This is a genomic window from Flagellimonas beolgyonensis, assembly GCF_003992615.1.
In the GTDB taxonomy this organism is placed as follows: Bacteria; Bacteroidota; Bacteroidia; order Flavobacteriales; family Flavobacteriaceae; genus Flagellimonas; species Flagellimonas beolgyonensis.
In genome coordinates this window covers 37058-63012 of sequence record NZ_RZMY01000016.1, presented here as the reverse complement: position 1 = coordinate 63012, position 25955 = coordinate 37058, and the positions used below count along the sequence as shown (strand labels likewise).

Here is a 25955-nt window from a genome sequence, read left to right as displayed (position 1 = left end):
GTAGAAAATGGAAAACCTAGCGCTCATCGAATCCTTTTCGGAGTTTAAGGACGATAAGTTTATAGACAGGGTGACCCTTATGGCTATTTTGGAAGAAGTATTCCGAAGTGCCCTCAAGAAGAAATTCGGATCTGACGATAATTTTGATATCATCATCAACCCAGATAAAGGGGATTTGGAGATCTGGAGAAACCGCGTTGTGGTAGAGGATGGTGAAGTGGAAGATCCCAATGAGGAAATTTCCCTTTCCGAAGCTAGAAAGATCGAACCCGATTTTGAGGTGGGTGAGGACGTTTCCGAAGAGGTGAAACTGATCGATTTGGGAAGAAGGGCCATTTTGGCATTGCGCCAAAATTTGATTTCCAAGATCCATGAGCACGACAATACCACGATCTACAAGCAATTTAAAGATCTGGAAGGTGAAATCTACACCGCTGAGGTGCACCATATCCGCCATAAGGCGGTCATTTTGTTGGATGATGAAGGAAACGAGATCATCCTTCCAAAGGAAAAGCAGATTCCTTCCGACTTTTTCCGTAAAGGAGATAACGTTCGTGGAATCATAGAGAGCGTGGAGCTCAAGGGAAATAAACCAACCATCATTATGTCAAGGACATCGCCGATTTTCTTGGAGCAATTGTTCTTCCAAGAAATACCAGAGGTTTTTGATGGTTTGATCACCATCAAAAAGGCAGTTCGCATTCCAGGTGAAAAGGCAAAAGTGGCTGTGGATTCCTATGATGACCGTATCGATCCCGTTGGGGCTTGCGTGGGTATGAAGGGATCCCGAATCCATGGTATTGTACGTGAATTGGGCAACGAGAACATCGATGTGATCAATTGGACGAACAATCCACAATTAATGGTGACCCGTGCGCTGAGTCCAGCTAGGGTATCATCGGTTAAATTGAACGAAGAAAAAAAGACCGCACAAGTGTTCTTGAAACCTGAAGAGGTGTCCAAGGCCATTGGTAGGGGAGGACATAACATTCGATTGGCCGGTCAGTTGACAGGGTATGAGATCGATGTGTTCCGCGAAGGTGTGGAGGAAGATGTGGAATTGACGGAGTTCTCGGATGAAATAGAAAGCTGGGTGATCGAAGAATTCAAGAAAATTGGATTGGATACGGCACGCAGTGTATTGGAGCAGGACGTGAACGACTTGGTAAAACGTACCGATCTTGAGGAGGAAACAGTTCAGGATGTTATCCGTATCCTCAGGGAAGAATTTGAAGATTAGACTTATATTAGCAGCGAATTTTAGGGCAAGGAAAACAATTTATGGCAGGAAACCCAACAATACGACTTAACAAGGTTCTGAGAGAATTGAACATTTCATTGGACAGGGCAGTGGATTATCTGGCCTCAGTAGGGCATGATGTAGAGGCAAGGCCGACCACGAAGATCTCCGATGAAGTGTATCAAGTCCTGTTGGATGAGTTCCAAACGGATAAGAGCAAAAAAGTGGCCTCCAAGGAAGTGGGCGAAGAAAAGCGCAAGGAGAAAGAGGCCATTCGAATCCAAATGGAACAAGAACAGGAAGAACGCAGGATAGCCAAGGAGAAACGCAGTGCCGAGCAGCAGGTGATCAAGGCCAAAGCGGAACTTTCAGGTCCCAAAACTGTGGGTAAAATCGATTTGGACCCTAAACCGGCCCCTGCCAAGGTAGAGGAAGAACCGGAAAAGGTTGTTGAGGCCCCTAAACCTGAGGAACCAGTTCAAAAAGAAGAAAAGCCCCAGGAAAAAGAAGAGGTTGTCGTAAAAGTTGAAGAAAAGGTTGAGCCCAAACCAGAAGCGGAAGAACAGCCCAAAGAATCAGAGACCATCAAGACCCAATATCAAAAACTATCGGGTCCAAAGATCACTGGGGATAAAATCGATCTTTCCAAGTTTGAAAAGCCGAAGAAGAAGAAGGAGGACAGCCAAAAGCAAGGTGGTAGTTCCGATGCCAATGATCGCAAGAAACGCAGAAAGCGAATTGTAAAAGGAGGACCACAAGCAGGTAACGGACGTCCCGTAAAAGGAGGAAACGGCGTTGGACGCAAAGGGCAACGTTCGGCCGTTCCCAAAGTGGAGCCCACAGAAGAAGAAGTACAAAAGCAAGTGCGGGAAACCTTGGAAAAACTCCAAGGAAAATCCGGCAAGGGCAAAGGTGCCAAATATAGAAGGGAAAAAAGAGATCAGCACCGTCAACAAACGGAAAAAGATCTTGAACAACAGGAACTGGATAGCAAAATCCTCAAAGTTACCGAGTTTGTGACCGTAAACGAGGTGGCGACCATGATGGGGGTTTCCACAACCCAGATCATTTCGGCCTGTATGTCCTTGGGTATCATGGTGACCATGAACCAACGTTTGGATGCCGAGACCCTTTCCATTGTGGCTGACGAGTTCGGTTACGAAGTGGAATTTGTGACGGCCGAGATAGAAGAGGCCATCGAAGAACAACAGGATGCACCCGAAGATTTAAAACCAAGAGCACCGATTGTTACCGTAATGGGTCACGTGGATCATGGTAAAACATCCTTGTTGGATTATATCCGTAAAGAAAATGTAATTGCCGGTGAAAGTGGTGGTATTACCCAGCACATCGGCGCATATGGTGTTGCTTTGGACAATGGACAACGCATCACTTTCTTGGATACTCCGGGTCACGAAGCGTTTACCGCGATGCGTGCCAGGGGCGCCCAGGTAACCGATATTGCCATTATTGTGGTAGCTGCGGATGACGATATCATGCCACAGACCAAAGAGGCGATCAGCCACGCACAAGCTGCGGGCGTGCCTATTGTTTTTGCCATCAACAAAGTGGATAAGCCTACGGCGAACCCCGATAAAATCAAAGAAGGACTGGCCCAAATGAACCTTTTGGTGGAAGACTGGGGTGGTAAGATCCAATCCCACGATATTTCTGCCAAAACTGGGCAAGGTGTAAAAGAATTGCTGGAGAAGGTATTGCTGGAAGCAGAATTGTTGGAATTAAAGGCAAATCCCGACAAATTGGCCTCCGGAACCGTTGTGGAAGCCTTCTTGGATAAAGGTAGGGGATATGTGGCCACTATTTTGGTGCAATCCGGAACCCTTAATATAGGTGATTATGTATTGGCCGGAACCTGCAGTGGTAAGATAAAGGCCATGCAAGACGAGCGCGGCAAAATCGTGAAGAGTGTTGGTCCATCAACCCCAATTTCCATTTTAGGGTTGGATGGTGCGCCACAGGCGGGCGATCGTTTCAACGTCTTGGAGGACGAACGGGAAGCAAAACAAATTGCGGCCAAACGATCTCAGTTGCAACGTGAGCAATCTGTAAGGGCACAACGACATATTACCCTTGATGAGATCGGTCGACGAATTGCCTTGGGTGAGTTTAAGGAATTGAACATCATCTTGAAAGGTGACGTGGATGGTTCCGTTGAAGCGCTTACCGATTCCTTCCAAAAACTATCCACCGATGAGATTCAGGTGAATATCATCCACAAAGGAGTCGGTGCCATCACCGAATCCGACGTATTGTTGGCCAGTGCCTCCGATGCGATCATTATTGGATTTAATGTTAGGCCAATGGGCAATGCCCGCCAGTTGGCCGATAAGGAGGAAATCGATATCCGTACGTATTCCATTATCTATGATGCCATCAATGATTTGAAGGATGCGATGGAAGGTATGTTGTCGCCAGAAATCAAGGAAGAGGTTACGGGTAATGCCGAAATCAGGGAAACCTTCAAGATTTCCAAAATCGGAACCATTGCCGGTTGTATGGTAACCAGCGGTAAAATCTTCCGTAATTCACAGATTCGATTGATTCGTGATGGGGTAGTGGTCTACACCGGTGAATTGGCGTCCTTGAAACGATTTAAGGATGATGTTAAGGAAGTATCCAAAGGATATGACTGTGGATTGCAGATTAAAAATTACAATGATATCAGGGAAGGGGACATTGTTGAAGCCTTCCAAGAAGTGGCCGTTAAAAAGAAACTATAGTTTTTCAAAAGGTCCATAAATTAAAAATCCCGCTTTTGGCGGGATTTTTTTATTAGGATTTGGATGCTTTCTCCGGTTTCAGGAGCATGGCATCCGGGTATTTTTTACGCACCTCCAAATATTTCCGTTCGGCCTCCAATTTGGTCTTGAACCGGCCTAATCGAACACGGTAGGTAGGCGATTCAAATTCTATTTTGGAGTACCAATCGGGAAAATCGATTTCTACTTGCGACTTCAGGTTTTGAGCTTTCTGAAAGTCGCCAAATCCCACTTGGATTTGATAATATCCCGTATTGGAATTCGCTTCCGTATACAGTTTTACCAGTTGATCAATCTTGGGATCTTGTTGAATGGATACGTTCCCTTCCTGTGCGGAAAGTTGAATGGCAATACCAATCATTAGGGCAGTAAATACGGGAGTTTTCATGGTGTTCCGGTATTTTTTAAAAGTTACTTTTGACAAATGTAGGATATTCTGTTTTAACCCACTTGTACCGCATTTATTTAGAATCTTTATAAATTAGATGTTATAAATACCTTAACATTTCAAAAAATGACTGTATGTCTTACTTTTGTGACCACTCTTGGCAGGGTAAAATGCTATTGTTCTCAATTTCAATAGAAACAACCATGCCAAAGATTTCGTTAGAAATTTCGTTAATATGAAAAAGGTTTTATACCGCCATCTATTTTCAAAAGTTTTAGGTTTATCTCTCCTACTTTACTCCACATCATTTTATGCACAGGAAGAAGCTCAGGCTGTTGCGGAAACAGCTACTGAGACTGCTGCCGATGCTACGGGTGGAGATCCGGCAAAGGGGAAGCAACTTTTTAACCAGAACTGTGCCGCTTGTCACGCATTGGATCGTAAAATGACCGGTCCTGCCTTGGCCAATGTGGAATCAAGGCTTGCTGAGGATGAAGGCTTGGACAAAGAGTGGATTTATACGTGGGTTAAAAACAGTCCAGGGATGATTGCCTCTGGGGATGCCTATGCCAACAAGATCTACAATGAGTACAATCAGGCGGCGATGACGCCTTTCCCAACGTTGTCCAACCAGGACATCGATGATATTTTGGCCTACACGGCCGCTCCGCCCCCTGCTCCTGTGGCCGCTGCCACCCCTGCTGCAACTGGTGGTGATGCCGGTGCTGCCTCGGGAGGTATTTCCAACGAAATGATCTTGGGTGCCTTGGCCTTGGTATTTGGTCTGTTGGTGGTCATGCTCATTTTGGTGAACAAAACCTTGCGCAGGATTGCGGAGGCCAATGGTGTGGTGTTGGCAGAGGAACGTGAAAAGCGCATGCCCATTTGGAAAGCATTCGTGAAGAACCAGTTCCTGATGTTGGTCAGTGCTATTTTCCTATTGTTGGTGAGTGCGTATTTCGCTTATGGTTACTTAATGCAGGTAGGTATCGACCAAGGTTACGCGCCAATTCAGCCCATCCATTATTCACACAAGATCCACGCGGGTGACAATAAAATCGATTGTAAGTATTGCCACTCTTCCGCAAGGGTTTCCAAAACATCGGGAATTCCTTCCTTGAACGTTTGTATGAATTGCCACAAATCCATTTACGAGTACAAGGGCAATCCTGAAGGACCCAGTGCCGAGGATTTGGCGAACGGATACACCAACGAGTTCTACACCGGCGAAATCAAAAAGCTGTACAAAGCTGTCGGATGGGATGAGGAGAATCAAAAATATACAGGTGAATCACAACCGGTACAATGGGTGCGAATCCATAATTTACCAGACTTTGCTTATTTCAACCACTCCCAGCACGTTTCTGTGGCCGGCGTAGAGTGCCAGACATGTCACGGTCCTGTTGAGGAAATGGAAGTGATGTACCAGTTTGCGCCCCTTACCATGGGATGGTGTATCAACTGCCACAGGGAAACCAATGTGAAGGTTGAGGGCAATGAGTACTATGCGGCCATCCACGAAGAACTTTCCAAAAAGTATGGTGTGCAGGAATTGACTGCTGCCATGATGGGTGGTTTGGAATGTGGTAAATGTCACTATTAAGAATTAAAAGAAGATAATCTCAGATATATCGTATGGCATCAAACAAAAAATATTGGAAAAGTGAAGCGGAGCTGAATCCGAACGATTCCATTGTTGAGGCGCTAAGAAACAACGAGTTTACAGAGGAGATTCCCGTTGATGAATTTTTGGGCGACAAGGAAAACCTTGCTGCTTCCAACACGTCACGAAGGGACTTTCTTAAATATGTCGGCTTCAGTACAGCGGCAGCCACCTTGGCAGCGTGTGAAGGACCGGTTCATAAATCTATTCCTTACGTGGTGCAACCGGATGAAATCGTTCCGGGCGTGGCTAACTATTATGCGACCACCATTGCCGATGGTTTCGATTTTGCCAGTATTTTGGTAAAGACCAGGGAGGGTAGGCCCATCAAAATTGAAAACAATACAGATGCCAAGGTAAACGGCAGTGCCAATGCAAGGGTACAAGCTTCCGTACTTACCTTATATGATAGTAAAAGGGTTCAAGGACCAATGTCCAATGGTGAGCCTGTTGAGTGGAAAGTATTGGATGCGACGGTTAAGGCTAAATTGAATGCCTTGAAAGGTTCGAATAGGCAAGTGGTGCTCTTGACCCAGACCTACGCGAGTCCATCCACCGATAAATTGATTGCGGAATTTAAGGCAGCTTATGGTGACAACGTAAACCATGTGGTGTACGATGCCATTTCTGAAGATGCTGCATTGAATGCTTATCAAATGGCCTATGGTGAAAGGGCCTTGGCCGATTACGATTTTGAGAAAGCCGATTTGATCGTATCCTTCGGAGCCGACTTCCTGGGAGATTGGCAAGGTGGTGGATATGATGCTGGCTATGCCAAAGGCCGAGTGCCCAAAAAAGGCAAAATGTCGCGCCACATCCAAATGGAGGCCAATATGTCTTTGACCGGTGCCAATGCGGACAAGCGTATACCAATGACGCCCACGCAACAAAAGATCGCTTTGGCCAAGTTGTATGGCAAATTGAACGGCAGCAATGTTGGTGGTGGCACTTCTGATGTAGACGGTGCTGTAGACCAAGTAGCTGCAGAAATTAGAAAAGCCGGTAGCAAGGCAGTGGTGGTTTCTGGTTTGAACGATGTGAACGCCCAAACCGTGGTGTTGGCCATCAACAAATTATTGGCCAGCGAAGCGTTTGATGCCGCTACTCCAAAATATGTGCGTCAAGGAGATACTGCCAAGGTATCCAAATTGATCGCCGATATGAATGCCGGTCGTGTTGGAGCTTTGATCATGGACGGAGTTAATCCGGCCTATACCTTGCCCAATGCAGAGGAGTTTGTTTCAGGATTGGAAAAGGTGGATGTTTCCGTGACCTTTGCCTTCAATAATGATGAAACAGCACAGTCTACGACATTTGTTGCGGCTGCTTCCCACTATTTGGAATCTTGGGGGGATGCCCAATTCAAAAAAGGACAATACACTTTAATGCAGCCAGCCATTCGCGAGTTGTTTGACACTAGACAGTTTCAGACAGCCTTGTTGACATGGATGGGCAGTGAAAAAACATATTACGATTACATCAAGGAAACTTGGAATACCGATATCCTGCAGGGTGGTTCTTGGAACATGGCCCTTCGCGATGGGGTCTTTGCTGCTCCTGTAATCGAAGCGGAAGTGGTTGAAGCGGTTTCGGAAGAAACGGAAGGCGATGCACCAAGTGTGGTGCCTGTGGCTTCAGCTATCCGTTCTTTGGTGAACTCCACAAGTGCAGGCACTGAATTGGTGCTTTATTCAAAAGTGGGTATGGGAGACGGACGTCAGGCCAATAACCCATGGTTGCAAGAGTTCCCCGATCCTATTTCCAGAGTGTCTTGGGATAACTATGTTACGGTTTCCAAAGCGGATGCCGAACAATGGGGGCTTGAAAACACGATTGAGGCAGATGGTGGTGTCAATGGTAGCTACGTGAAATTGACCGTTGATGGAAAAGTCTTGGAAAATGTTCCGGTGATCATACAACCAGGGCAAGCGGTAGGAACTGTTGGTCTTTCTTTCGGATACGGAAGAAAAGCTGGAATGCAGGAAGAGATGGCAACAGGTGTTAATGCCTATGCATTGTACACCAACTTCTCCGATGTACAGTCCGTAACTATTGAAAAAGCAGCTGGTGTTCATGAGTTTGCCTGTATCCAGTCCCATAAAACATTAATGGGTAGAGGGGATATCATCAAGGAAACCACCTTGGAAATCTTCAATACCAAAGATCACGCAGAGTGGAATCCAATGCCACATGTGTCGTTGAACCACAACGAAATCCCTGTGACATCTCCAGATGCCGACCTTTGGGATGAGTTTGATAGGTCCATCGGCCACCACTTTAACCTGTCCATCGATTTGAACGCATGTACCGGTTGTGGGGCGTGTGTGATCGCATGTCATGCCGAAAACAACGTACCTGTGGTTGGAAAACGCGAAATGCGTCGTTCCAGGGATATGCACTGGTTGCGTATCGATAGGTATTATTCTTCTGAAGAGACCTTCGCTGAAGACAACGAGAAAAAAGAGGAAATGGATGGTCTTTGGGGCGATAAGGGTTCCTTGGGCGGATTCAGGGAGATGGAAGACCCATCGGCCAACCCTCAAGTTGCCTTCCAGCCCGTAATGTGCCAACACTGTAACCATGCACCCTGTGAAACGGTGTGTCCGGTAGCGGCCACATCTCACGGTAGACAAGGTCAAAACCATATGGCATACAACCGTTGTGTGGGTACAAGATATTGTGCCAACAACTGTCCTTATAAAGTACGTAGGTTCAACTGGTTCTTGTACAATAACAATGACGAGTTCAACTTCAACATGAACAATGACTTGGGCAAAATGGTTCTTAATCCAGATGTGAACGTTCGTTCCAGAGGGGTGATGGAAAAATGCTCCATGTGTATCCAAAAAACCCAAAAAACCATCTTGGATGCCAAGAGGGATGGAAGGGTGATCAAAGACGGTGAATTCCAAACGGCATGTTCAGCAGCTTGCGGAACCGGAGCGATGGTCTTTGGAGATATCAATGATAAGGAGAGCAAAGTGGCCCACTTGAAGGAAGATGATAGAATGTACCACTTGTTGGAGCATGTGGGAACAAAACCCAATGTGTTCTATCATGTTAAGGTCAGAAACACCAACGAGGCTTAATCAATAAAAGAAGTAACTAGAAGATAAATTATGGCGTCGCACTACGAAGCACCTATTCGAAAGCCCTTAGTGGTCGGAGACAAAGGATACCACGATGTAACAGTGGACATTGCCCGTCCAGTCGAGGGAAAGGCCAATAAACAATGGTGGATTGTTTTCACCATAGCGCTTGTGGCATTCCTTTGGGGTCTAGGATGTATCATTTATACCATATCCACAGGTATTGGGGTTTGGGGTCTTAACCGAACCGTTAACTGGGCCTGGGACATCACCAACTTTGTATGGTGGGTGGGTATCGGTCACGCAGGAACCCTGATTTCGGCCGTACTTTTGCTGTTCAGACAGAAATGGAGAATGGCCATTAACCGTTCCGCGGAGGCGATGACCATCTTCTCGGTTGTTCAGGCCGGTCTCTTCCCGATCATCCACATGGGTCGTCCATGGTTGGGCTATTGGGTACTTCCCATCCCGAACCAGTTCGGGTCGCTTTGGGTGAACTTTAACTCCCCATTGCTTTGGGACGTATTTGCGATTTCTACCTATCTATCCGTTTCCTTGGTGTTCTGGTGGACAGGTCTGTTGCCTGACTTCGCCATGATCCGGGATAGGGCGGTAAAACCCTTCCAAAAGAAAATATACAGCCTGTTGAGCTTCGGTTGGACAGGACGCGCAAAGGATTGGCAGCGTTTTGAGGAAGTTTCCTTGGTGTTGGCAGGTTTGGCCACGCCTCTGGTACTTTCCGTACACACTATTGTATCCTTTGACTTTGCTACATCGGTTATGCCAGGATGGCACACCACCATTTTCCCACCTTACTTTGTTGCCGGTGCGATTTTCTCTGGTTTTGCGATGGTGAACACCCTTTTGATCATCATGCGTAAAGTGTGTAATCTTGAAGCTTATATTACTGTACAGCACATCGAGTTGATGAACATTGTGATCATGATCACCGGTTCCATTGTGGGTTGTGCCTACATTACCGAGTTGTTCATTGCATGGTATTCCGGGGTGGAATACGAGCAATATGCCTTCCTGAACAGGGCTACAGGTCCTTACTGGTGGGCCTACTGGTCCATGATGACCTGTAACGTGTTCTCGCCACAGTTCATGTGGTTCAAAAAATTGCGTACCAGTATCATGTTCTCTTTCTTCATCTCCATTGTCGTGAACATTGGTATGTGGTTCGAGCGTTTTGTGATCATCGTGACTTCTTTGCACAGGGATTACCTTCCTTCTGCTTGGACGATGTTCTCACCAACTTTTGTGGATATCGGAATCTTTGTGGGAACCATCGGATTCTTCTTCGTACTCTTCCTATTGTACTCAAGAACCTTCCCGGTAATTGCCCAGGCGGAGGTAAAATCCATTTTGAAATCTTCAGGAGAGCGCTTTAAAAAGTTAAGGGAAGCAGGTCAGCCCCTTTATCAAATGCCAGCAGGCGTAAACAAAGTGGTAAGCCATGAGGAATCCATCACTGATGATGTACTGATGGGCGAACCAAAACCCACGGTAGGTGATAAAATAGGAGTTTCGGAATTGTTGAGTGCAGTGGGAACTTTTGATGCAGCTACCGAAACACCCGACGATTTAAAACTGATCAAGGGAGTTGGACCAGAAATGGAACGTACCTTAAATGAAATTGGCATATTTACCTATGCACAGGTAGCCAGAATGACCGAAAACGAATATAATTTGTTAGACTCGATAACCGGAAGGTTCCCTGGTCGTGCACAACGCGACGATTGGGCTGGTCAAGCAAAGTTGTTAAACGATAAAAAATAATTATGGCATCAAAAGTTATACAGGCACTTTACAATGATGACGATGTGTTGATGCATGCCGTAAAAAAAGTTAGGGCAGCGCACCACCATATTGAGGAAGTGTATACTCCGTTTCCCGTTCACGGTCTAGACAAGGCCATGGGATTGGAGGGCACACGTATCGCTATAACCTCATTCCTATACGGATGTTTGGGGCTTGCGGTTGCCATAGTAATGATGAACTATATCATGATCGAGGATTGGCCACAAGACATTGGTGGAAAGCCAAGTTTCAGTTACTTGGACAACATGCCTGCCTTTGTGCCGATTATGTTCGAAATGACCGTGTTCTTTGCAGCGCACTTGATGGTGATCACTTTCTATCTAAGAAGTAGAATGTGGCCCTTCAAAAAAGCGGAGAACCCAGATAAGCGTACCACGGATGACCACTTTTTGATGGAAATCGGAGTGCACGACAATGAAAATGAACTTGCCGACCTATTATGGGAAACCGGGGCGGTGGAAGTAAAAGTTACAGAAAAGGAGTCTTAATAATATGAAGCAATTAGGTAAAATAAGTGTTGCTTTGGTTTTGGTGGCTTTTGTGGCCTCTTGTGCCGACAAGAACAGTCCGAACTACCAATTTATGCCAAACATGTACGAACCTGTAGGATATGAAACCTATCAAGGGGTGGACAATGGTCTTTTCCCTGATGGCACCGAGGCCATGTTGCCTGCCGAAGGTACCATTCCAAGAGGTTATCTGCCCTATGAGTTCGAAAACACTCCGGAAGGTAAAGAGTTGGCAAGGTTGAACACCAGTCCATTGGATTCCTTGAACATGGAAGAAGATTTGGCGAAGGGCAAAGAGTTGTACGATATCTATTGTGCCATTTGCCATGGCACCAAAGGTGATGGACAGGGCAACTTGGTGAAACGAGAAAAAATATTGGGTGTTCCCAGCTATGATGATGTAGCGAGAAACATTACCGTAGGTACCACCTACCACACCATTTATTACGGATTGAACTCCATGGGGTCCTATGCCTCCCAGTTCGCCAATGAAAAAGAAATGTGGCAGGTATCTGAGTACGTAATGAAGTTAAAGGAAGACCTAACAAAATAATTGGATAAGAGCAAACTATGTATACCTTTTCAAACAAACTTAGAATAGGATCTTTTATTGCCATGGCCCTTGGGGTTATTTTCTTGGCAATAGGTTTTGTGTCCACTCCATCAACGGTGGAAGAGGCAAAGGCCATGGTGGCATCCGCACACGGGGATGGCCATGGGGAAGCCCATGCCGAAGAAGCAGTAAGCCATGGTGAAGATCAAGGGCATGGTGCCGAAGCCGCTCATGATGCATCGCATGATGAACATTTGTTGCACCAATTGCAGAATAGACCTTGGTCTGCTTTGTATGTGGCCGCCTTCTTTTTCTTTATGATTGCATTGGGTGTGTTGGCATTCTATGCCATCCAAAGAGCGGCACAGGCCGGTTGGTCGCCGTTGTTGTTCCGGGTTATGGAAGGTATTACTGCATATTTGGTGCCAGGGGGTATCATTTTGTTTGTGATTTTGTTATTGTCCACTTTGCATATGAACCATTTGTTTGTATGGATGGATGCCGATACCGTTGCGCACGATGAATTGTTACAGGGCAAGGCGGGTTATTTGGATACGACCTTCTTCTTAATCCGTGCTGCGATTTTCTTGGGTGGATGGATTTTCTACCGTGAATATTCCCGAAAATTGTCTTTGGCACAGGATGAAGCCAACGACAACAGCAACTTCGTTAAAAACTTTAGATGGTCTGCCGGATTCTTGGTATTCTATTTGGTAACCGAGTCCATGATGTCTTGGGATTGGATCATGAGTTTGGACCCACATTGGTTCAGTACCTTGTTTGGATGGTATGTATTTGCCAGTATGTTCGTATCAGGAATTACTGTGATCGCCATGGTAACCATTTACCTGAAATCCAAAGGCTATTTGGAAAATGTGAACAACAGCCACATCCACGATTTGGCGAAGTTCATGTTCGGTATCAGTATTTTCTGGACCTATTTGTGGTTCTCACAGTTTATGTTGATCTGGTATGCGAACATTCCGGAAGAGGTTACCTATTATGTGGCCCGTTTCCAAGATTATAAATTGCCATTCTTTGGTATGTTGGCCATGAACTTCATTTTCCCATTGTTGGTGTTGATGAACAGCGACTACAAAAGGGTGAACTGGTTTGTGATCATGACGGGTATTGTTGTCCTATTTGGTCACTATTTGGATGTGTTCAATATGGTGATGCCTGCCACCGTTGGTGATCAATGGTTCATTGGCCTGCCAGAAATAGGTGGTATATTGTTCTTTGGTGGTCTGTTCGTGTTTTGGGTGTTCACCGCCCTTACAAAGGCCCCATTGCAGCCAAAACGAAACCCATTTATTGAGGAAAGTAGACATTTTCATTATTAATACGATTTAAGTCTTAGATAGATACACGATGACTGCATTATTAACATTGACTGTTTTAGTACTGGTGGCGATTGCGATCTGGCAAATGACCAAGATTTTCGAATTGTCACAGTCAAAAACAGATAACCCTGAGGTAGCAAACGATTCCGATAACAAAAACAATGGTTATCTGTTGTTCGGGTTCCTGATCTTTATCTACGGAATCACCATTTTCAGTTTTGTAAAGTACAGCAAGATGTTGTTGCCCGAAGCAGCTTCGGAGCATGGAGGCGAGTACGACCAATTGATGTGGGTTTCCTTTGGAATCATCTTTTTTGTGCAGACCATTACACAGGCCCTGTTGCATTATTTCGGATATAAATACCGAGGTCAAAAAGGACGAAAGGCCCTTTTCTATGCCGATAACGACCGATTGGAGTTTATCTGGACCATTATCCCTGTAATTGTATTGGCCGGTTTGATCCTTTGGGGATTGTACACTTGGACCAGTATCATGGATATCAATGAAGATGACGATCCCTTGGTAGTGGAACTGTATGCCCAACAATTTAACTGGACCGCGCGCTACGCTGGAGATGATAACGTGCTTGGTGATGCCAATGTACGTTTGATCGATATAGACAGAGCAAACGTGTTGGGTATCGATGAATCCGATCCCAATGGTGACGACGATGTAATCGTTAAGGAATTGCATTTGCCGGTAGGAAGAAAGGTGAACTTCAAAATGAGGTCACAGGATGTGTTGCACTCAGCCTACATGCCTCACTTTAGGGCACAAATGAACTGCGTACCCGGTATGATCACACAATTCTCCTTTACACCAACAGTGACCACGGAAGAAATGCGATTGAACCCTGATGTGGTTGAAAAAGTAAGAAGAACAAATGAACTTAGGGCAAAGTGGGCGGCCGAAGGGAAGCCGAACTCCGACCCATGGGAATTTGACTATTTGTTGTTGTGCAACAAGATATGTGGAAAGTCACACTATAACATGCAAATGAAGATCATAGTGGAGACCGAGGAAGAATTTAATAAATGGATGGCGGAACAGAAGACCTTTAAGGCTAGTATGACACCTGCAGAATAATTATCCAAAAGAAAAGTACCATAACAAAATACTAAATCAGATTATGTCAGCTACTGGACACGAACACGGACACGACGATCACGGACATCATCATAAGGAGACCTTTATAACGAAGTATGTCTTCAGCCAGGACCACAAGATGATATCCAAACAGTATCTCATTACGGGTCTAATCATGGGATTCGTAGGTATTGCCATGTCATTGCTGTTCCGAATGCAATTGGCTTGGCCTGGCCAGTCGTTCCCAATTTTCGAAGCTTTACTTGGAAAATGGGCGCCTGATGGGGTAATGGATGCCGATATTTATTTGGCATTGGTTACCATTCACGGTACCATCATGGTATTCTTCGTGTTGACTGCCGGTTTGAGTGGTACCTTCAGTAACTTATTGATTCCATTGCAGATCGGTGCCCGAGATATGGCGTCCGGTTTCTTGAACATGGTATCGTACTGGTTGTTCTTCCTTTCTTCGGTGATCATGGTTACCTCCTTATTTGTTGAAGCAGGACCCGCAGCCGCTGGTTGGACAATTTATCCACCGTTGAGTGCATTGCCTATGGCACAGCCTGGATCGGGAGCAGGTATGACCCTATGGTTGGTTTCCATGGCCATCTTTATCGCATCATCCCTACTAGGTTCATTGAACTATATTGTAACGGTACTCAACTTAAGAACCAAGGGTATGTCCATGACCCGTTTGCCATTGACGATTTGGGCATTTTTCGTAACCGCCATTATCGGTGTGGTTTCGTTCCCAGTTTTGTTGTCAGCAGCTTTGTTGTTGATCATGGATAGGAGCTTTGGTACTTCCTTCTTCTTGTCGGATATTTTTATCCAAGGAGAGGTATTGCATTATCAAGGTGGTTCACCCGTGTTGTATGAGCATTTGTTCTGGTTCTTGGGTCACCCTGAGGTTTACATCGTATTGTTGCCAGCTTTGGGTATCACTTCCGAAGTGATGTCGACCAACGCCAGAAAACCGATTTTCGGATACCGCGCCATGGTGGCCTCTATTTTGGCCATCGCATTCTTGTCAACGATTGTGTGGGGTCACCACATGTTCGTTTCTGGGATGAACCCATTCTTGGGATCGGTATTTACGTTTACCACATTGTTGATCGCGATTCCATCTGCGGTAAAAGCATTTAACTATATCACCACGTTATGGAAAGGTAACCTCCAATTGAACCCAGCGATGTTGTTCTCCATTGGCTTGGTTTCTACTTTCATTACAGGAGGTCTGACCGGTATCATTTTAGGTGATAGTACGTTGGACATTAACGTTCACGACACCTATTTTGTAGTGGCACACTTCCACTTGGTAATGGGTATATCCGCACTTTACGGATTGTTCGCCGGGGTGTACCACTGGTTCCCAAAAATGTTCCAAGGTCGAATGATGAACAAGAACTTGGGTTACGTCCACTTCTGGATTACGGCAATCTGTGCCTATGGGGTATTCTTCCCAATGCACTTTGTGGGAATGGCCGGGGTGCCAAGACGTTATTATGAGAATACAGCCTTCCCAATGTTTGATGAGCTGACCAATGTACAGGTGTTGATGACCGTATTTGCCATCATAGCAGGTTTGGCACAGTTGGTATTTGTGTACAACTTCATCACAAGTATCTTCTACGGTAAAAGAGGACCTGTAAACCCATGGGGCTCTAACACTTTGGAATGGACAGCGCCACAGGAACATATCCATGGTAACTGGCCAGGTGAAATTCCTCACGTGTACCGTTGGGCATACGATTATAGCAAGACCTATGAAAATGGTGAATACATTATAGCAGGTCAGGATTTCGTTCCACAGAACGTTCCGCTTCAGGAAAATGAAGAAGAAATGAACCATTAACCATGGTATAAGCATATAAAAGCCCATCCAATTTGGATGGGCTTTTTTGTTGCCATTTGTTTCAATTGCAATTGTTCGCCTATTTGTAATATCTTTAGGATGCAATCCCCACAAATTATAGTACCGTGAAAAAAATCCTTCTTCTCATAGTAGTAGTTTTCCCTTTGCTATGCAACGCACAACGAAAACCCCGGATAAAAGGCAGTCGTATAGTAACCGAAGTCAATGGTGAATTGCCCGCATTTAACGCCATTGCGCTCAATGACAATCTGGACATCAACATCAAGAGGTCGTACGGGCCGGGTTATTCCATTGTAGCGGACGATAATTTGATCGACATTTTAAAATTCAATGTGCAGGACAGCACTTTGGTCATCAGTTCCTATTATGATGTAACTGCAAAAAAGAAATTCGAAATCACAGTCAATTACACCGAATTGAAGGCCATTACCCTAAAAGATGGTAGTTTGGTCGCTATGGATATCATCGAAAGTGACGAGCTTTTTGTGGATGGATTCAATAACAGCAGATTGGACATCAAAGCCAATGCCGCGGTTATGGATATTAATTTGGAAGATACCGTAAATGCCAATTTTAATGTGGATGTCGATTCTTTGAACATAACCATGGGCGGCCGGTCGGAGGCTTATGTCTATGCCGTTAACGAAACCGCCTTGTTGGATCAAGAAGGAAATGCTTCGTTGACGATGGAAGGTACTTCGGACCGTATACAAGCACAGTTAATAGGCAATGCTAAATACAGGGGAGAAGGCATGGAAGCGGGCAGTCTTAAGCTGACCATTGCCAACGACGCCAGTGCAAGGTGCTACGCCTACCGCGATTTTGAACTGAGCGCCAAGGGAAATACCAATACGTACTTGTACGGCACACCTAAAATCTCCATTTTGGAATTTTTGGATACGACCCAACTCATTAAAAAACAGGAATGATTCAGTAGGTTGCCGCCACTGTCCGTTTTCAACTATCTTTGTGGGACCATGAATGAAAATTTAGATCCATCTGCCCAAAATTTCAGTCAAGAGGAGCTCGATATTGAAAGGGCCCTGCGGCCTATTTCCTTCGACGACTTTACAGGACAGGCCCAGGTCTTGGAAAACCTGAAAGTATTTGTTCAGGCCGCCAACCTTCGCGGGGAAGCGTTGGACCACACCCTTTTTCATGGCCCTCCTGGATTGGGAAAGACCACCTTGGCCCATATTTTGGCCAACGAGCTTGGGGTGAATATAAAGGTGACCTCTGGTCCTGTATTGGATAAACCGGGTGACCTTGCTGGCTTGTTGACCAATTTGGAGGAGCGCGATGTACTCTTTATAGATGAAATTCATAGGTTGAGCCCCATTGTGGAAGAATACCTCTATTCCGCTATGGAAGATTATAAGATCGACATCATGATCGAAACCGGGCCGAATGCCAGAACCGTTCAGATCAACCTTAGTCCCTTTACGCTGATCGGTGCCACTACGCGCTCTGGATTGCTTACGGCACCCATGCGGGCCAGGTTCGGTATCCAAAGTCGATTGGAATACTATAACACCGAACTGTTGTCGACTATCGTTGAACGCAGTGCGGAAATCTTAAAAGTTCCCATTACCCAAGAGGCCGCCATAGAGATTGCCGGCAGAAGTAGGGGAACCCCACGAATTTGTAATGCTTTATTGAGACGGGTAAGGGATTTTGCCCAGATCAAGGGTAACGGTAGTATCGATATAAACATTTCGCAATTCGGTCTGAAGGCCCTTAATGTGGATGCCCATGGCTTGGACGAAATGGACAATAAAATCCTGAGTACCATTATCGATAAATTCAAAGGAGGCCCCGTCGGAATTACCACATTGGCCACTGCTGTTTCCGAAAGTGCTGAGACCATTGAAGAGGTATATGAACCGTTTCTGATCCAGCAAGGTTTCATCATGCGTACGCCGAGGGGAAGGGAGGTCACCGAATTGGCTTACAAGCATTTGGGAAGAACAAAAGGTGGTGTACAGGGTGGGTTGTTTTAAGTCCACTATTTTTTTTTGTAAATCCGATTATATTTAAAAATCCAAAACATTTCGTATATTGATATATTACTTAGCTGATTAATGGCCCAAGTGATCAATGGGAAATTTTCATTGAAGCTTAGCCGTTGGCAAGCAGTGATCCACAATCCACTTAGAACAAACTCCTACTTAACTGCCTTAGGGCTATTAAATTATGCTATATGGATGGATCAACTCATGAATCAAACTCAAGAGGACAAGAAGAATTTAAGTCTTTATCCCTTCAAATTCGAAAGTTGAGCTTTCGAATAGGTGTTGGAATGGCACTTATGCTGGTTGTGGTATTTGGTATGTTGATGATGCGTTTTGGACTTTTTGGTGGTTCCAAAAATACAGGTCCATTGTTGGATACCGCTTTTTACATGGATTATGATGTTACCAAACTCTCTTCCACCGCAAAAAACGAACAAATAAAATATGGGTATGAAATTATACGGAATACCTCCCTTCATATAGGACCGAAACAATCGGATAGTACCCAAATATATGCTGGCAACAATCTGGCCTGTGCCAGTTGCCATTTGGATGGAGGTACAAAACCCTACGCGGCACCTTTGATAGGGGTTGTGAAACGATTCCCACAATACCGTGGGCGGGAAGATAAAATTGGAACCATCGAGGATCGAATCAATGGGTGTATGGAACGCAGTATGAACGGTAAAAGATTACCAGATGACCATAAGGCCATGCAGGCCATGGTTGCTTACATGGAATGGCTCGGCAGGGCCACCCCCAATGATGGCAAGGTAGAGGGGCAAGGTTTTACCAAGGTCGTGCTGCCCAATCGCGAAGTGGATTTGGAGCATGGCAAGCAAGTGTTCGAACAACAATGCGTAGTTTGTCACGGTGCGGATGGCCAAGGCCAAATTGTGGCAAACAGTGACCAATACCTATACCCACCTTTATGGGGAACAGATTCCTATAACAATGGTGCGGGAATGACTAGGGTAATCACCGCTATGGAATTCATTAAGGCCAATATGCCCTTGGGTGTTACCTATGATAATCCCATCCTTACCGATGAGGAAGCCTATGATGTGGCAGGATTCATCAACCAACAACAACGACCTACCAAAATGAACCGGGAAAAAGACTTCCCCGACCTGGTGAAAAAGCCAGTTTCCACTCCATATGGCCCTTATGTTGATTCATTCCCGGAAAAACAACACCAACTGGGGCCCTTCCAACCTATTATGGAGTTCTACCAAAAAGAATATCAACTCCGTAAAACCAAATAAACACAACTAAAAATGGAAACAACAAATGCAACATCGCGAAGAAAGTTTATGGGAGCGATGATGCTGGGTGCTACTGCATCCACATTATCGGCTTTTACCAATCCGGCCATGGCTGGACTGAAGGATTTTTCACCTTTGGCAATGAAGGATGCAGAGGAATGGATGAAATCCATTAAGGGAAGTCACCGGGTGGTCTATGATGGTTCGTACCCGCATAAGGGCTTTCCCATTATTTGGAACTGGGCCTATTACCTTTCCAATAATGAGATGGGCTCGCCCGATATGGATATCACCGCAATGACCGTGCTTCGGCACGATGCCATTCCCATTGCGTTGCACGACGACCTTTGGAAAAAGTACCCTTTGGGAGAAATGTTCCATATGAAAAAAGCGGATGGAACCCCTTACGACCGCAACCCTTATTATGAACCCCAAGAAGGTGATTTTCCGCTGCCTATGATCCAAGGAATAAAGGATATGTTGGACCGAGGAGCCATGTTCTGTGTCTGTAATTTGGCCTTGAACGTGTACAGTGGCTTTGCGGCCCAAGCATCGGGCGCAGATCCAAAAGAGGTATATGAGGAATGGAAGGCAGGTGTATTGCCCGGCATACAGATTGTTCCTTCCGGGGTTTGGGCCTTGGGCAGGGCACAGGAAGAAGGCTGTGGTTACATTTTCGCAGGAAATATTGTTTAGGACATGAAAAGCATCGTTCTATTCTTCAGTATCATGGTGTTCGGCTTTGCCGTTGCCCAGCAAGAACCCATACAGGTGGTATTTGATGTCACCAGTGCCAACCCAGATGTACATCGAACCGCGGCCAAACATCTTAGATTGATGGCCGAGGCCTATCCGGATTCCCAATTTGAAATGGTCGTTTACAGTGGGGCCATTAAACTGGTGGACCGAAAATCATCCGTGGCCGGAGAAACCTTGTCCGAAATGGTCAAGCGCGACAATGTGTCGGTCGTTGTCTGTGAACAGACCATGAAACGGCACAAGATGGGCATGGAAGATCTTATCCCCGGTGTCAAAACCGTTCCCGATGGCATCTTCGAGATCGTAATGCTGCAAAAGCAGGGCTGGGGTTACATCAAAGAAGTAAATTGAAGCCGCGCTTTAATTTGATAAAATGATGGATTACCTTTAAGGCATGAAGGCCGCTAAATGGACACAACTCATAAAAACCGAGGCAAAACGTCTCGGTTTTTTGTCGTGTGGTATTTCCAAGGCCGGATTTTTGGAAGAGGAAGCGCCCCGTTTGGAAAAATGGCTCAACCAAAACATGCACGGCGAAATGCAGTACATGGAAAACCACTTTGACAAACGGTTGGACCCCAAAAAATTGGTGGAGGGCGCGCGATCCGTAATCTCCTTGTTGTTGAACTACTATCCGAACGATGTCCAAAATCCCGATTCCTATAAAATTTCCAAATATGCCTATGGCACCGATTATCACTTTGTGATCAAGGATAAACTGAAGCACCTATTACATTTTATACAGGAAGAGATTGGCGAAGTGCACGGACGTGCCTTTGTGGATTCGGCCCCGGTTTTGGACAAGGCATGGGCTGCCAAGAGTGGTCTGGGATGGATAGGCAAGAACAGTAACCTATTGACCCAACAGGTCGGTTCGTTCTATTTTATTGCCGAATTGATCGTGGATCTGGAACTGGAATACGATGCGCCGGTTACCGATCATTGTGGCACCTGTACGGCCTGTATCGATGCATGTCCCACCCAAGCCATAGTGGCACCCTATGTGGTGGATGGCAGTAAATGCATTTCCTATTTTACTATCGAGCTGAAAAATGAAATCCCGACTGAGTTCAAGGGTAAATTGGACGATTGGATGTTCGGCTGCGATGTATGCCAGGATGTTTGTCCGTGGAACCGCTTTTCCAAACCCCATAACGAACCTTTGTTCGATCCCAATCCCGAATTGGTATCCTTTACAAAAAAAGACTGGGAGGAAATCACGGATGATGTTTTCAAAAAGGTGTTCCAAAAATCGGCCGTCAAACGAACCAAACTAGCAGGCTTAAAACGCAATATTGATTTTGTCAAGGAATAGCCCATCGGCTTTTTCCAATTATTTCTGCTCCAATTACGAAAATATACTATCTTGAAGGCGGGTTGGATTAAGGATTTCGTAATTATACAGACCCATATTGCAAACTAACTAAAGTCATACCGCGATGAAGATTACCAAGCCTAGGTTGAGCTTTTGGCAAATCTGGAATATGAATGTTGGATTTTTTGGGATTCAATTCAGTTTTGGACTACAACAAACAGCCGTAAGTCCCATATTTTCTTTTTTGGGAGCAGAGCACAATGAACTGCCCCTGTTAAATTTGGCAGGCCCGGTCACGGGGCTGTTGATTCAGCCCATTATTGGGGCCATATCGGATAAAACCTGGTCACCCAAATGGGGCGGCCGTCGTAAACCCTTCTTTTTGATTGGGGCCATTTTGGCCAGTTTGTGTTTGTTTGCCTTTCCCTACAGCCCAGAGTTATGGTTTGCGGTGGGGCTATTGTGGATATTGGATGTGGGCAACAATACGGCCATGGAACCCTATAGGGCGTTCGTGGGGGACAAGCTACCGGATAATCAGTTGACTTTTGGCTATCAGATGCAGAGTTTGTTTGTTGGTGCTGGGATAACCTTGGCCAATTTGTCGTTGTTTGCTTTTCAACACTGGTTCAGTACCTCTGCGGAAACTGGCGGTCTATTTGACACCGCGGCAGAGACATCCTCCGCCATACCTACTTGGGTGTATTATTCCTTCTTTTTGGGCGCTTTGGCCTCCATTGGAACCGTATTGTGGTCCGTATGGAAAACTCCTGAGATACCACCTTCAGATGAAGAATTGAAAGAAATTCAAAAACATAATGAAGATACTCCGGCGCCTATTGTTCAAATATTGAGCGTGCTGTTTGTCATTTTTTCAGTGCCTCTTTTACTGGGATATCTGGTGGCTGAGCTGTACCCGGGTCTATGGGACAATATCAATCTTTGGGTCATTATTGTGATGCTGTTTGCCTTTGTGTGGTTATACATGCTGTATCGCATCATAAAAAGGAATCCAGAAAAGCAATCCATTAAAAAATTGGGGGATACCTTGAGTCCGCTGTTGGAGGCTGCAGAAGCGATTGGGGAAATGCCCAACTTCCTGTGGAAGTTGGCTGCCGTTTACTTTTTTCAGTGGTATGCCTTGTTTGTGTACTGGCAATTTATGCCGCCCATGTTGCGAAGCAGTCTGTACGGAATAACCAATGAAGACCATGAAAAGTTTGAGTCCATTATGGCTTCGTTTCGTGGTGGTGCCCAAATCAGCGCCGAGGATATGTCCTTCGCGGAACAGATTCAATCATTGGCGGAACAGGCACTCGGGCATGCCGGCTTAATGAATGGGACCTACAATTTTGTGACCATGATCGTCGCATTGGCCTTGGTGCCCATTGCCTCAAGGATTGGGTCAAAACTGGTGTACGTGCTTTGTTTGTTCCTTACGGGTCTGGCCATGCTGTCCATGCCATTGATAACTGACAAGTGGTTGTTGTTGGCCCCTATGGTACTGTTTGGAATTGGTTGGGCCGCCATGATGGGAATTCCGTATGCCATGGTTTCAAAAGTGATTCCAGAAGAACGTAGAGGGGTGTATATGGGCATCGTAAACATGATGATTGTAATTCCCATGCTCATCCAAACGGTGAGCTTCGGACCGGTCATCAAGAATTTGATGGACAACAGTGCCATAAACGCCATTTTGTTCGGAGGGGTTTTCTTCATCATTGCAGGATTGTTGGCTATGCGCCTTAACCTCCCCAAAGACAAAAGGGACTCTGAATTGGAAACTGAAATTCTATAACAAATCTTGGATCAGGAGTGTAGGCCTTACGTCATAGTTGAGGTTTACCTTTTTATCAAAATTGGTGGTTGGGATATTCCTATAAAAACTAGGAATGCCCTAACTTTACCGATTCATTGGCTAACGTATGAGCAAGGAAAAACAAAGACGTGAAGCGTTACTGTACCACGCAAAGCCCCAACCCGGGAAAATCAAGATTGTACCCACAAAACCCTATTCCACACAACGGGATCTGGCCCTGGCCTATTCGCCGGGCGTTGCAGAACCCTGTTTGGAAATAGAAAAGAACAAGGACGATGTTTATAAATACACCGCCAAAGGAAATATCGTTGCGGTAATTTCCAACGGTACAGCGGTATTGGGACTGGGCAATATTGGCCCGGAAGCATCCAAACCGGTAATGGAAGGAAAGAGTCTGTTGTTCAAGATTTTTGCCGATATCGACGGTATCGATATTGAACTGGACACAGAGGACGTGGATAAATTTATCGAAACGGTAAAGGTCATCGCCCCCACCTTTGGTGGCATCAATTTGGAAGATATCAAAGCACCCGAAGCTTTCGAGATCGAACGAAGACTGAAGGAAGAACTCGATATTCCGGTAATGCACGATGACCAACACGGTACGGCCATCATATCAGCCGCAGCCTTGTTGAATGCCCTTGAAATTTCCAATAAGAAAATCGATGAGGTTCGGATCGTGGTGAGTGGTGCCGGTGCTGCTGCCGTATCCTGCACACGTTTGTACAAGGCTTTTGGTGCCAAGGGTGAAAATATTGTGATGTTGGATAGTAAGGGTGTCATCCGTAGTGACCGGGACAACCTTTCCGTGGAGAAAAAGGAGTTTGCCACCGACCGGAAAATAGACACTTTGGAGGAAGCCATGAAAGATGCCGATGTTTTTATAGGACTTTCCATTGCCAATGTCGTTACTCCAAAAATGTTGAAGTCCATGGCGAATAACCCCATTGTGTTTGCCATGGCCAACCCAGACCCGGAGATTGAATATGAATTGGCCTGTAAGACCCGAAAGGATCTTATTATGGCCACGGGTCGTTCCGACCATCCGAACCAAGTAAACAATGTGCTCGGATTCCCATTTATTTTTAGGGGAGCTTTGGATGTAAGGGCCACCAAAATCAACGAGGATATGAAAATGGCAGCCGTGCGCGCCTTGGCCGAGTTGACCAGGGAACCGGTGCCGGAACAAGTGAACATTGCCTACGATACCACAAGGTTGGCCTTTGGCAGGGACTATATCATTCCAAAGCCCTTCGACCCAAGATTGATTACCAAAATTCCGCCAGCAGTAGCCAGAGCCGCTATGGAAAGTGGTGTGGCCAAGTCACCCATTCAGGATTGGGACAAATACGAAGAAGAACTCTACCAGCGTTCGGGCAACGATAACAAAGTCGTTCGTTTGATGCACAACAGGGCCAAATTGAACCCAAAACGCATTGTGTTTGCCGAGGCAGAGTTACTGGATGTGTTGAAAGCGGCCCAAATAGTCCATGATGAGGGTATAGCACAACCCATTCTTTTGGGACACAAGCCTACCATTGAAAACCTGAAAAAAGAATTGGATTTTGATGCAGAGGTACCCATCATCGACCCACGTTCGGATGAATCCAAGGAAATGCGTATTCGATACGCACTTAGACTTTGGGAATCCAGAAAACGTAAAGGTGAGACCAAATACAGTGCCCGTGTAAACATGGGAAAACGGAATTATTTTGGCGCCATGATGTTGTTGGAGGGTGATGCCGACGGTATGATTTCGGGTTATTCGCGTTCATACCCAAAAGTGTTGAAACCGGTATTTGAGGTGTTGGGTAGGGCCAAAAATGTACGGAATGCTTCCACGGTAAACATCATGATCACCGCAAAAGGGCCTATGTTCTTGGCAGATACCTCTATCAACATAGATCCGGATGCCGAGCAATTGGCAGAAATTGCCCAAATGACCGCCAATGTGGCCAAAACCTTTGGTTTCGACCCGGTAATGGCCATGCTCTCATACGCCAACTTTGGTTCCTCGTCCCATCCGAATGCACAAAAGGTTAGGGAGGCTGTTCGCATTTTGCATGAACGAAATCCTGAATTGGTGGTTGACGGGGAAATACAGACCGATTTTGCCCTCAGCCAAGAGTTATGCAACAACAATTTTCCTTTTTCAAAAATTTCCTGTAAAAAGGTGAACACCTTGATTTTTCCCAATTTGGAATCGGCCAACATTACCTATAAACTGCTCAAGGGTCTGAACAATGCCGACTCCATTGGTCCCATCATGGTCGGTTTGCCACGTGCGGCACACATTATTCAGTTGGGCGCCAGTGTGGACGAAATGGTGAATATGGCAGCAGTGGCAGTTATCGATGCCCAAGAGCGTGAAAAGCGCAGAAAGGCCAGAATGGGTGAGGAATAATAAGAATAAATAAACCAACAACTTAA

Annotated in this window: 19 protein-coding genes; 18 read left to right on the top strand and 1 reads right to left on the bottom strand. The window is 45.6% G+C overall.

The features are described 5' to 3' along the window. The first annotated feature begins 7 nt into the window (after positions 1 to 7). Complete coding sequence (gene nusA, locus EO131_RS11265; RefSeq protein WP_127021933.1) at positions 8 to 1240, top strand: transcription termination factor NusA; 1233 nt, start codon at positions 8 to 10, stop codon at positions 1238 to 1240. Positions 1241 to 1281: 41 nt separating this feature from the next. Continuing rightward, positions 1282 to 3981, top strand: coding sequence for a translation initiation factor IF-2 (infB, locus tag EO131_RS11260; protein WP_127021931.1), 2700 nt, complete (start codon positions 1282 to 1284; stop codon positions 3979 to 3981). Between the two features lie 52 nt (positions 3982 to 4033). Here infB and EO131_RS11255 read toward each other — a convergent pair whose 3' ends face one another. Then, a complete protein-coding gene (locus tag EO131_RS11255; RefSeq protein ID WP_127021929.1) occupies positions 4034 to 4408 on the bottom strand; it encodes an SPOR domain-containing protein in 375 nt (124 codons plus the stop codon). 235 nt (positions 4409 to 4643) lie between these two features. Here EO131_RS11255 and EO131_RS11250 point away from each other — a divergent pair, with 235 nt between their 5' ends. The 16 genes from EO131_RS11250 (at position 4644) to EO131_RS11175 (ending at position 25929) form a co-directional block, all read left to right on the top strand. Next, positions 4644 to 6011 (top strand): c-type cytochrome, encoded by a 1368-nt coding sequence (locus tag EO131_RS11250; RefSeq protein WP_127021927.1) that lies wholly within the window; start codon positions 4644 to 4646, stop codon positions 6009 to 6011. Positions 6012 to 6043: 32 nt separating this feature from the next. After that, the gene (locus EO131_RS11245; RefSeq protein WP_127021925.1) at positions 6044 to 9160 is read left to right on the top strand and encodes a TAT-variant-translocated molybdopterin oxidoreductase; all 3117 of its coding nucleotides are present in this window, start codon (positions 6044 to 6046) and stop codon (positions 9158 to 9160) included. Between the two features lie 30 nt (positions 9161 to 9190). Continuing rightward, positions 9191 to 10942 (top strand): NrfD/PsrC family molybdoenzyme membrane anchor subunit, encoded by a 1752-nt coding sequence (gene nrfD, locus EO131_RS11240; protein ID WP_127021923.1) that lies wholly within the window; start codon positions 9191 to 9193, stop codon positions 10940 to 10942. A gap of 2 nt (positions 10943 to 10944) precedes the next feature. Next, positions 10945 to 11472, top strand: coding sequence for a DUF3341 domain-containing protein (locus EO131_RS11235; protein WP_127021921.1), 528 nt, complete (start codon positions 10945 to 10947; stop codon positions 11470 to 11472). Positions 11473 to 11476: 4 nt separating this feature from the next. Further along, positions 11477 to 12046, top strand: a complete 570-nt coding sequence (locus tag EO131_RS11230) for a c-type cytochrome (RefSeq protein WP_127021919.1) — start codon at positions 11477 to 11479, stop codon at positions 12044 to 12046. A 17-nt stretch (positions 12047 to 12063) separates the two neighbouring features. After that, complete coding sequence (locus EO131_RS11225) at positions 12064 to 13389, top strand: quinol:cytochrome C oxidoreductase (RefSeq protein WP_127021917.1); 1326 nt, start codon at positions 12064 to 12066, stop codon at positions 13387 to 13389. 28 nt (positions 13390 to 13417) lie between these two features. Continuing rightward, the gene (locus EO131_RS11220; protein ID WP_127021915.1) at positions 13418 to 14476 is read left to right on the top strand and encodes a cytochrome c oxidase subunit II; all 1059 of its coding nucleotides are present in this window, start codon (positions 13418 to 13420) and stop codon (positions 14474 to 14476) included. 43 nt (positions 14477 to 14519) lie between these two features. Then, positions 14520 to 16334, top strand: coding sequence for a cytochrome c oxidase subunit I (locus EO131_RS11215; protein ID WP_127021913.1), 1815 nt, complete (start codon positions 14520 to 14522; stop codon positions 16332 to 16334). A gap of 125 nt (positions 16335 to 16459) precedes the next feature. Continuing rightward, positions 16460 to 17284 carry a GIN domain-containing protein gene (locus EO131_RS11210; RefSeq protein ID WP_164731677.1) on the top strand — a complete coding sequence of 275 codons (825 nt, stop codon included), beginning with the start codon at positions 16460 to 16462 and terminating at the stop codon, positions 17282 to 17284. Between the two features lie 48 nt (positions 17285 to 17332). Further along, positions 17333 to 18355, top strand: a complete 1023-nt coding sequence (gene ruvB, locus EO131_RS11205) for a Holliday junction branch migration DNA helicase RuvB (RefSeq protein ID WP_127021909.1) — start codon at positions 17333 to 17335, stop codon at positions 18353 to 18355. Between the two features lie 299 nt (positions 18356 to 18654). Next, positions 18655 to 19632 carry a c-type cytochrome gene (locus tag EO131_RS11200; protein WP_164731676.1) on the top strand — a complete coding sequence of 326 codons (978 nt, stop codon included), beginning with the start codon at positions 18655 to 18657 and terminating at the stop codon, positions 19630 to 19632. A 12-nt stretch (positions 19633 to 19644) separates the two neighbouring features. After that, positions 19645 to 20328 carry a Tat (twin-arginine translocation) pathway signal sequence containing protein gene (locus tag EO131_RS11195; protein ID WP_127021905.1) on the top strand — a complete coding sequence of 228 codons (684 nt, stop codon included), beginning with the start codon at positions 19645 to 19647 and terminating at the stop codon, positions 20326 to 20328. Between the two features lie 3 nt (positions 20329 to 20331). Continuing rightward, the gene (locus EO131_RS11190) at positions 20332 to 20742 is read left to right on the top strand and encodes a DsrE family protein (RefSeq protein WP_127021903.1); all 411 of its coding nucleotides are present in this window, start codon (positions 20332 to 20334) and stop codon (positions 20740 to 20742) included. 43 nt (positions 20743 to 20785) lie between these two features. After that, entirely contained in the window at positions 20786 to 21706 is a 921-nt protein-coding gene (gene queG, locus EO131_RS11185) for a tRNA epoxyqueuosine(34) reductase QueG (RefSeq protein WP_127021901.1), read from the top strand. A 169-nt stretch (positions 21707 to 21875) separates the two neighbouring features. Beyond that, entirely contained in the window at positions 21876 to 23504 is a 1629-nt protein-coding gene (locus EO131_RS17345) for an MFS transporter (protein ID WP_241243833.1), read from the top strand. A 127-nt stretch (positions 23505 to 23631) separates the two neighbouring features. Continuing rightward, complete coding sequence (locus tag EO131_RS11175) at positions 23632 to 25929, top strand: NADP-dependent malic enzyme (protein ID WP_127021897.1); 2298 nt, start codon at positions 23632 to 23634, stop codon at positions 25927 to 25929. Positions 25930 to 25955 lie beyond the last annotated feature (26 nt).

Bases quoted from the DNA above. Each gene is read 5' to 3' on its own strand.
- nusA (WP_127021933.1), top strand. From the start codon at position 8: ATGGAAAACCTAGCGCTCATCGAATCCTTTTCGGAGTTTAAGGACGAT.
- infB (WP_127021931.1), top strand. From the start codon at position 1,282: ATGGCAGGAAACCCAACAATACGACTTAACAAGGTTCTGAGAGAATTG.
- EO131_RS11255 (WP_127021929.1), bottom strand. From the start codon at position 4,408: ATGAAAACTCCCGTATTTACTGCCCTAATGATTGGTATTGCCATTCAA.
- EO131_RS11250 (WP_127021927.1), top strand. From the start codon at position 4,644: ATGAAAAAGGTTTTATACCGCCATCTATTTTCAAAAGTTTTAGGTTTA.
- EO131_RS11245 (WP_127021925.1), top strand. From the start codon at position 6,044: ATGGCATCAAACAAAAAATATTGGAAAAGTGAAGCGGAGCTGAATCCG.
- nrfD (WP_127021923.1), top strand. From the start codon at position 9,191: ATGGCGTCGCACTACGAAGCACCTATTCGAAAGCCCTTAGTGGTCGGA.
- EO131_RS11235 (WP_127021921.1), top strand. From the start codon at position 10,945: ATGGCATCAAAAGTTATACAGGCACTTTACAATGATGACGATGTGTTG.
- EO131_RS11230 (WP_127021919.1), top strand. From the start codon at position 11,477: ATGAAGCAATTAGGTAAAATAAGTGTTGCTTTGGTTTTGGTGGCTTTT.
- EO131_RS11225 (WP_127021917.1), top strand. From the start codon at position 12,064: ATGTATACCTTTTCAAACAAACTTAGAATAGGATCTTTTATTGCCATG.
- EO131_RS11220 (WP_127021915.1), top strand. From the start codon at position 13,418: ATGACTGCATTATTAACATTGACTGTTTTAGTACTGGTGGCGATTGCG.
- EO131_RS11215 (WP_127021913.1), top strand. From the start codon at position 14,520: ATGTCAGCTACTGGACACGAACACGGACACGACGATCACGGACATCAT.
- ruvB (WP_127021909.1), top strand. From the start codon at position 17,333: ATGAATGAAAATTTAGATCCATCTGCCCAAAATTTCAGTCAAGAGGAG.
- EO131_RS11200 (WP_164731676.1), top strand. From the start codon at position 18,655: ATGGCACTTATGCTGGTTGTGGTATTTGGTATGTTGATGATGCGTTTT.
- EO131_RS11195 (WP_127021905.1), top strand. From the start codon at position 19,645: ATGGAAACAACAAATGCAACATCGCGAAGAAAGTTTATGGGAGCGATG.
- EO131_RS11190 (WP_127021903.1), top strand. From the start codon at position 20,332: ATGAAAAGCATCGTTCTATTCTTCAGTATCATGGTGTTCGGCTTTGCC.
- queG (WP_127021901.1), top strand. From the start codon at position 20,786: ATGAAGGCCGCTAAATGGACACAACTCATAAAAACCGAGGCAAAACGT.
- EO131_RS17345 (WP_241243833.1), top strand. From the start codon at position 21,876: ATGAATGTTGGATTTTTTGGGATTCAATTCAGTTTTGGACTACAACAA.
- EO131_RS11175 (WP_127021897.1), top strand. From the start codon at position 23,632: ATGAGCAAGGAAAAACAAAGACGTGAAGCGTTACTGTACCACGCAAAG.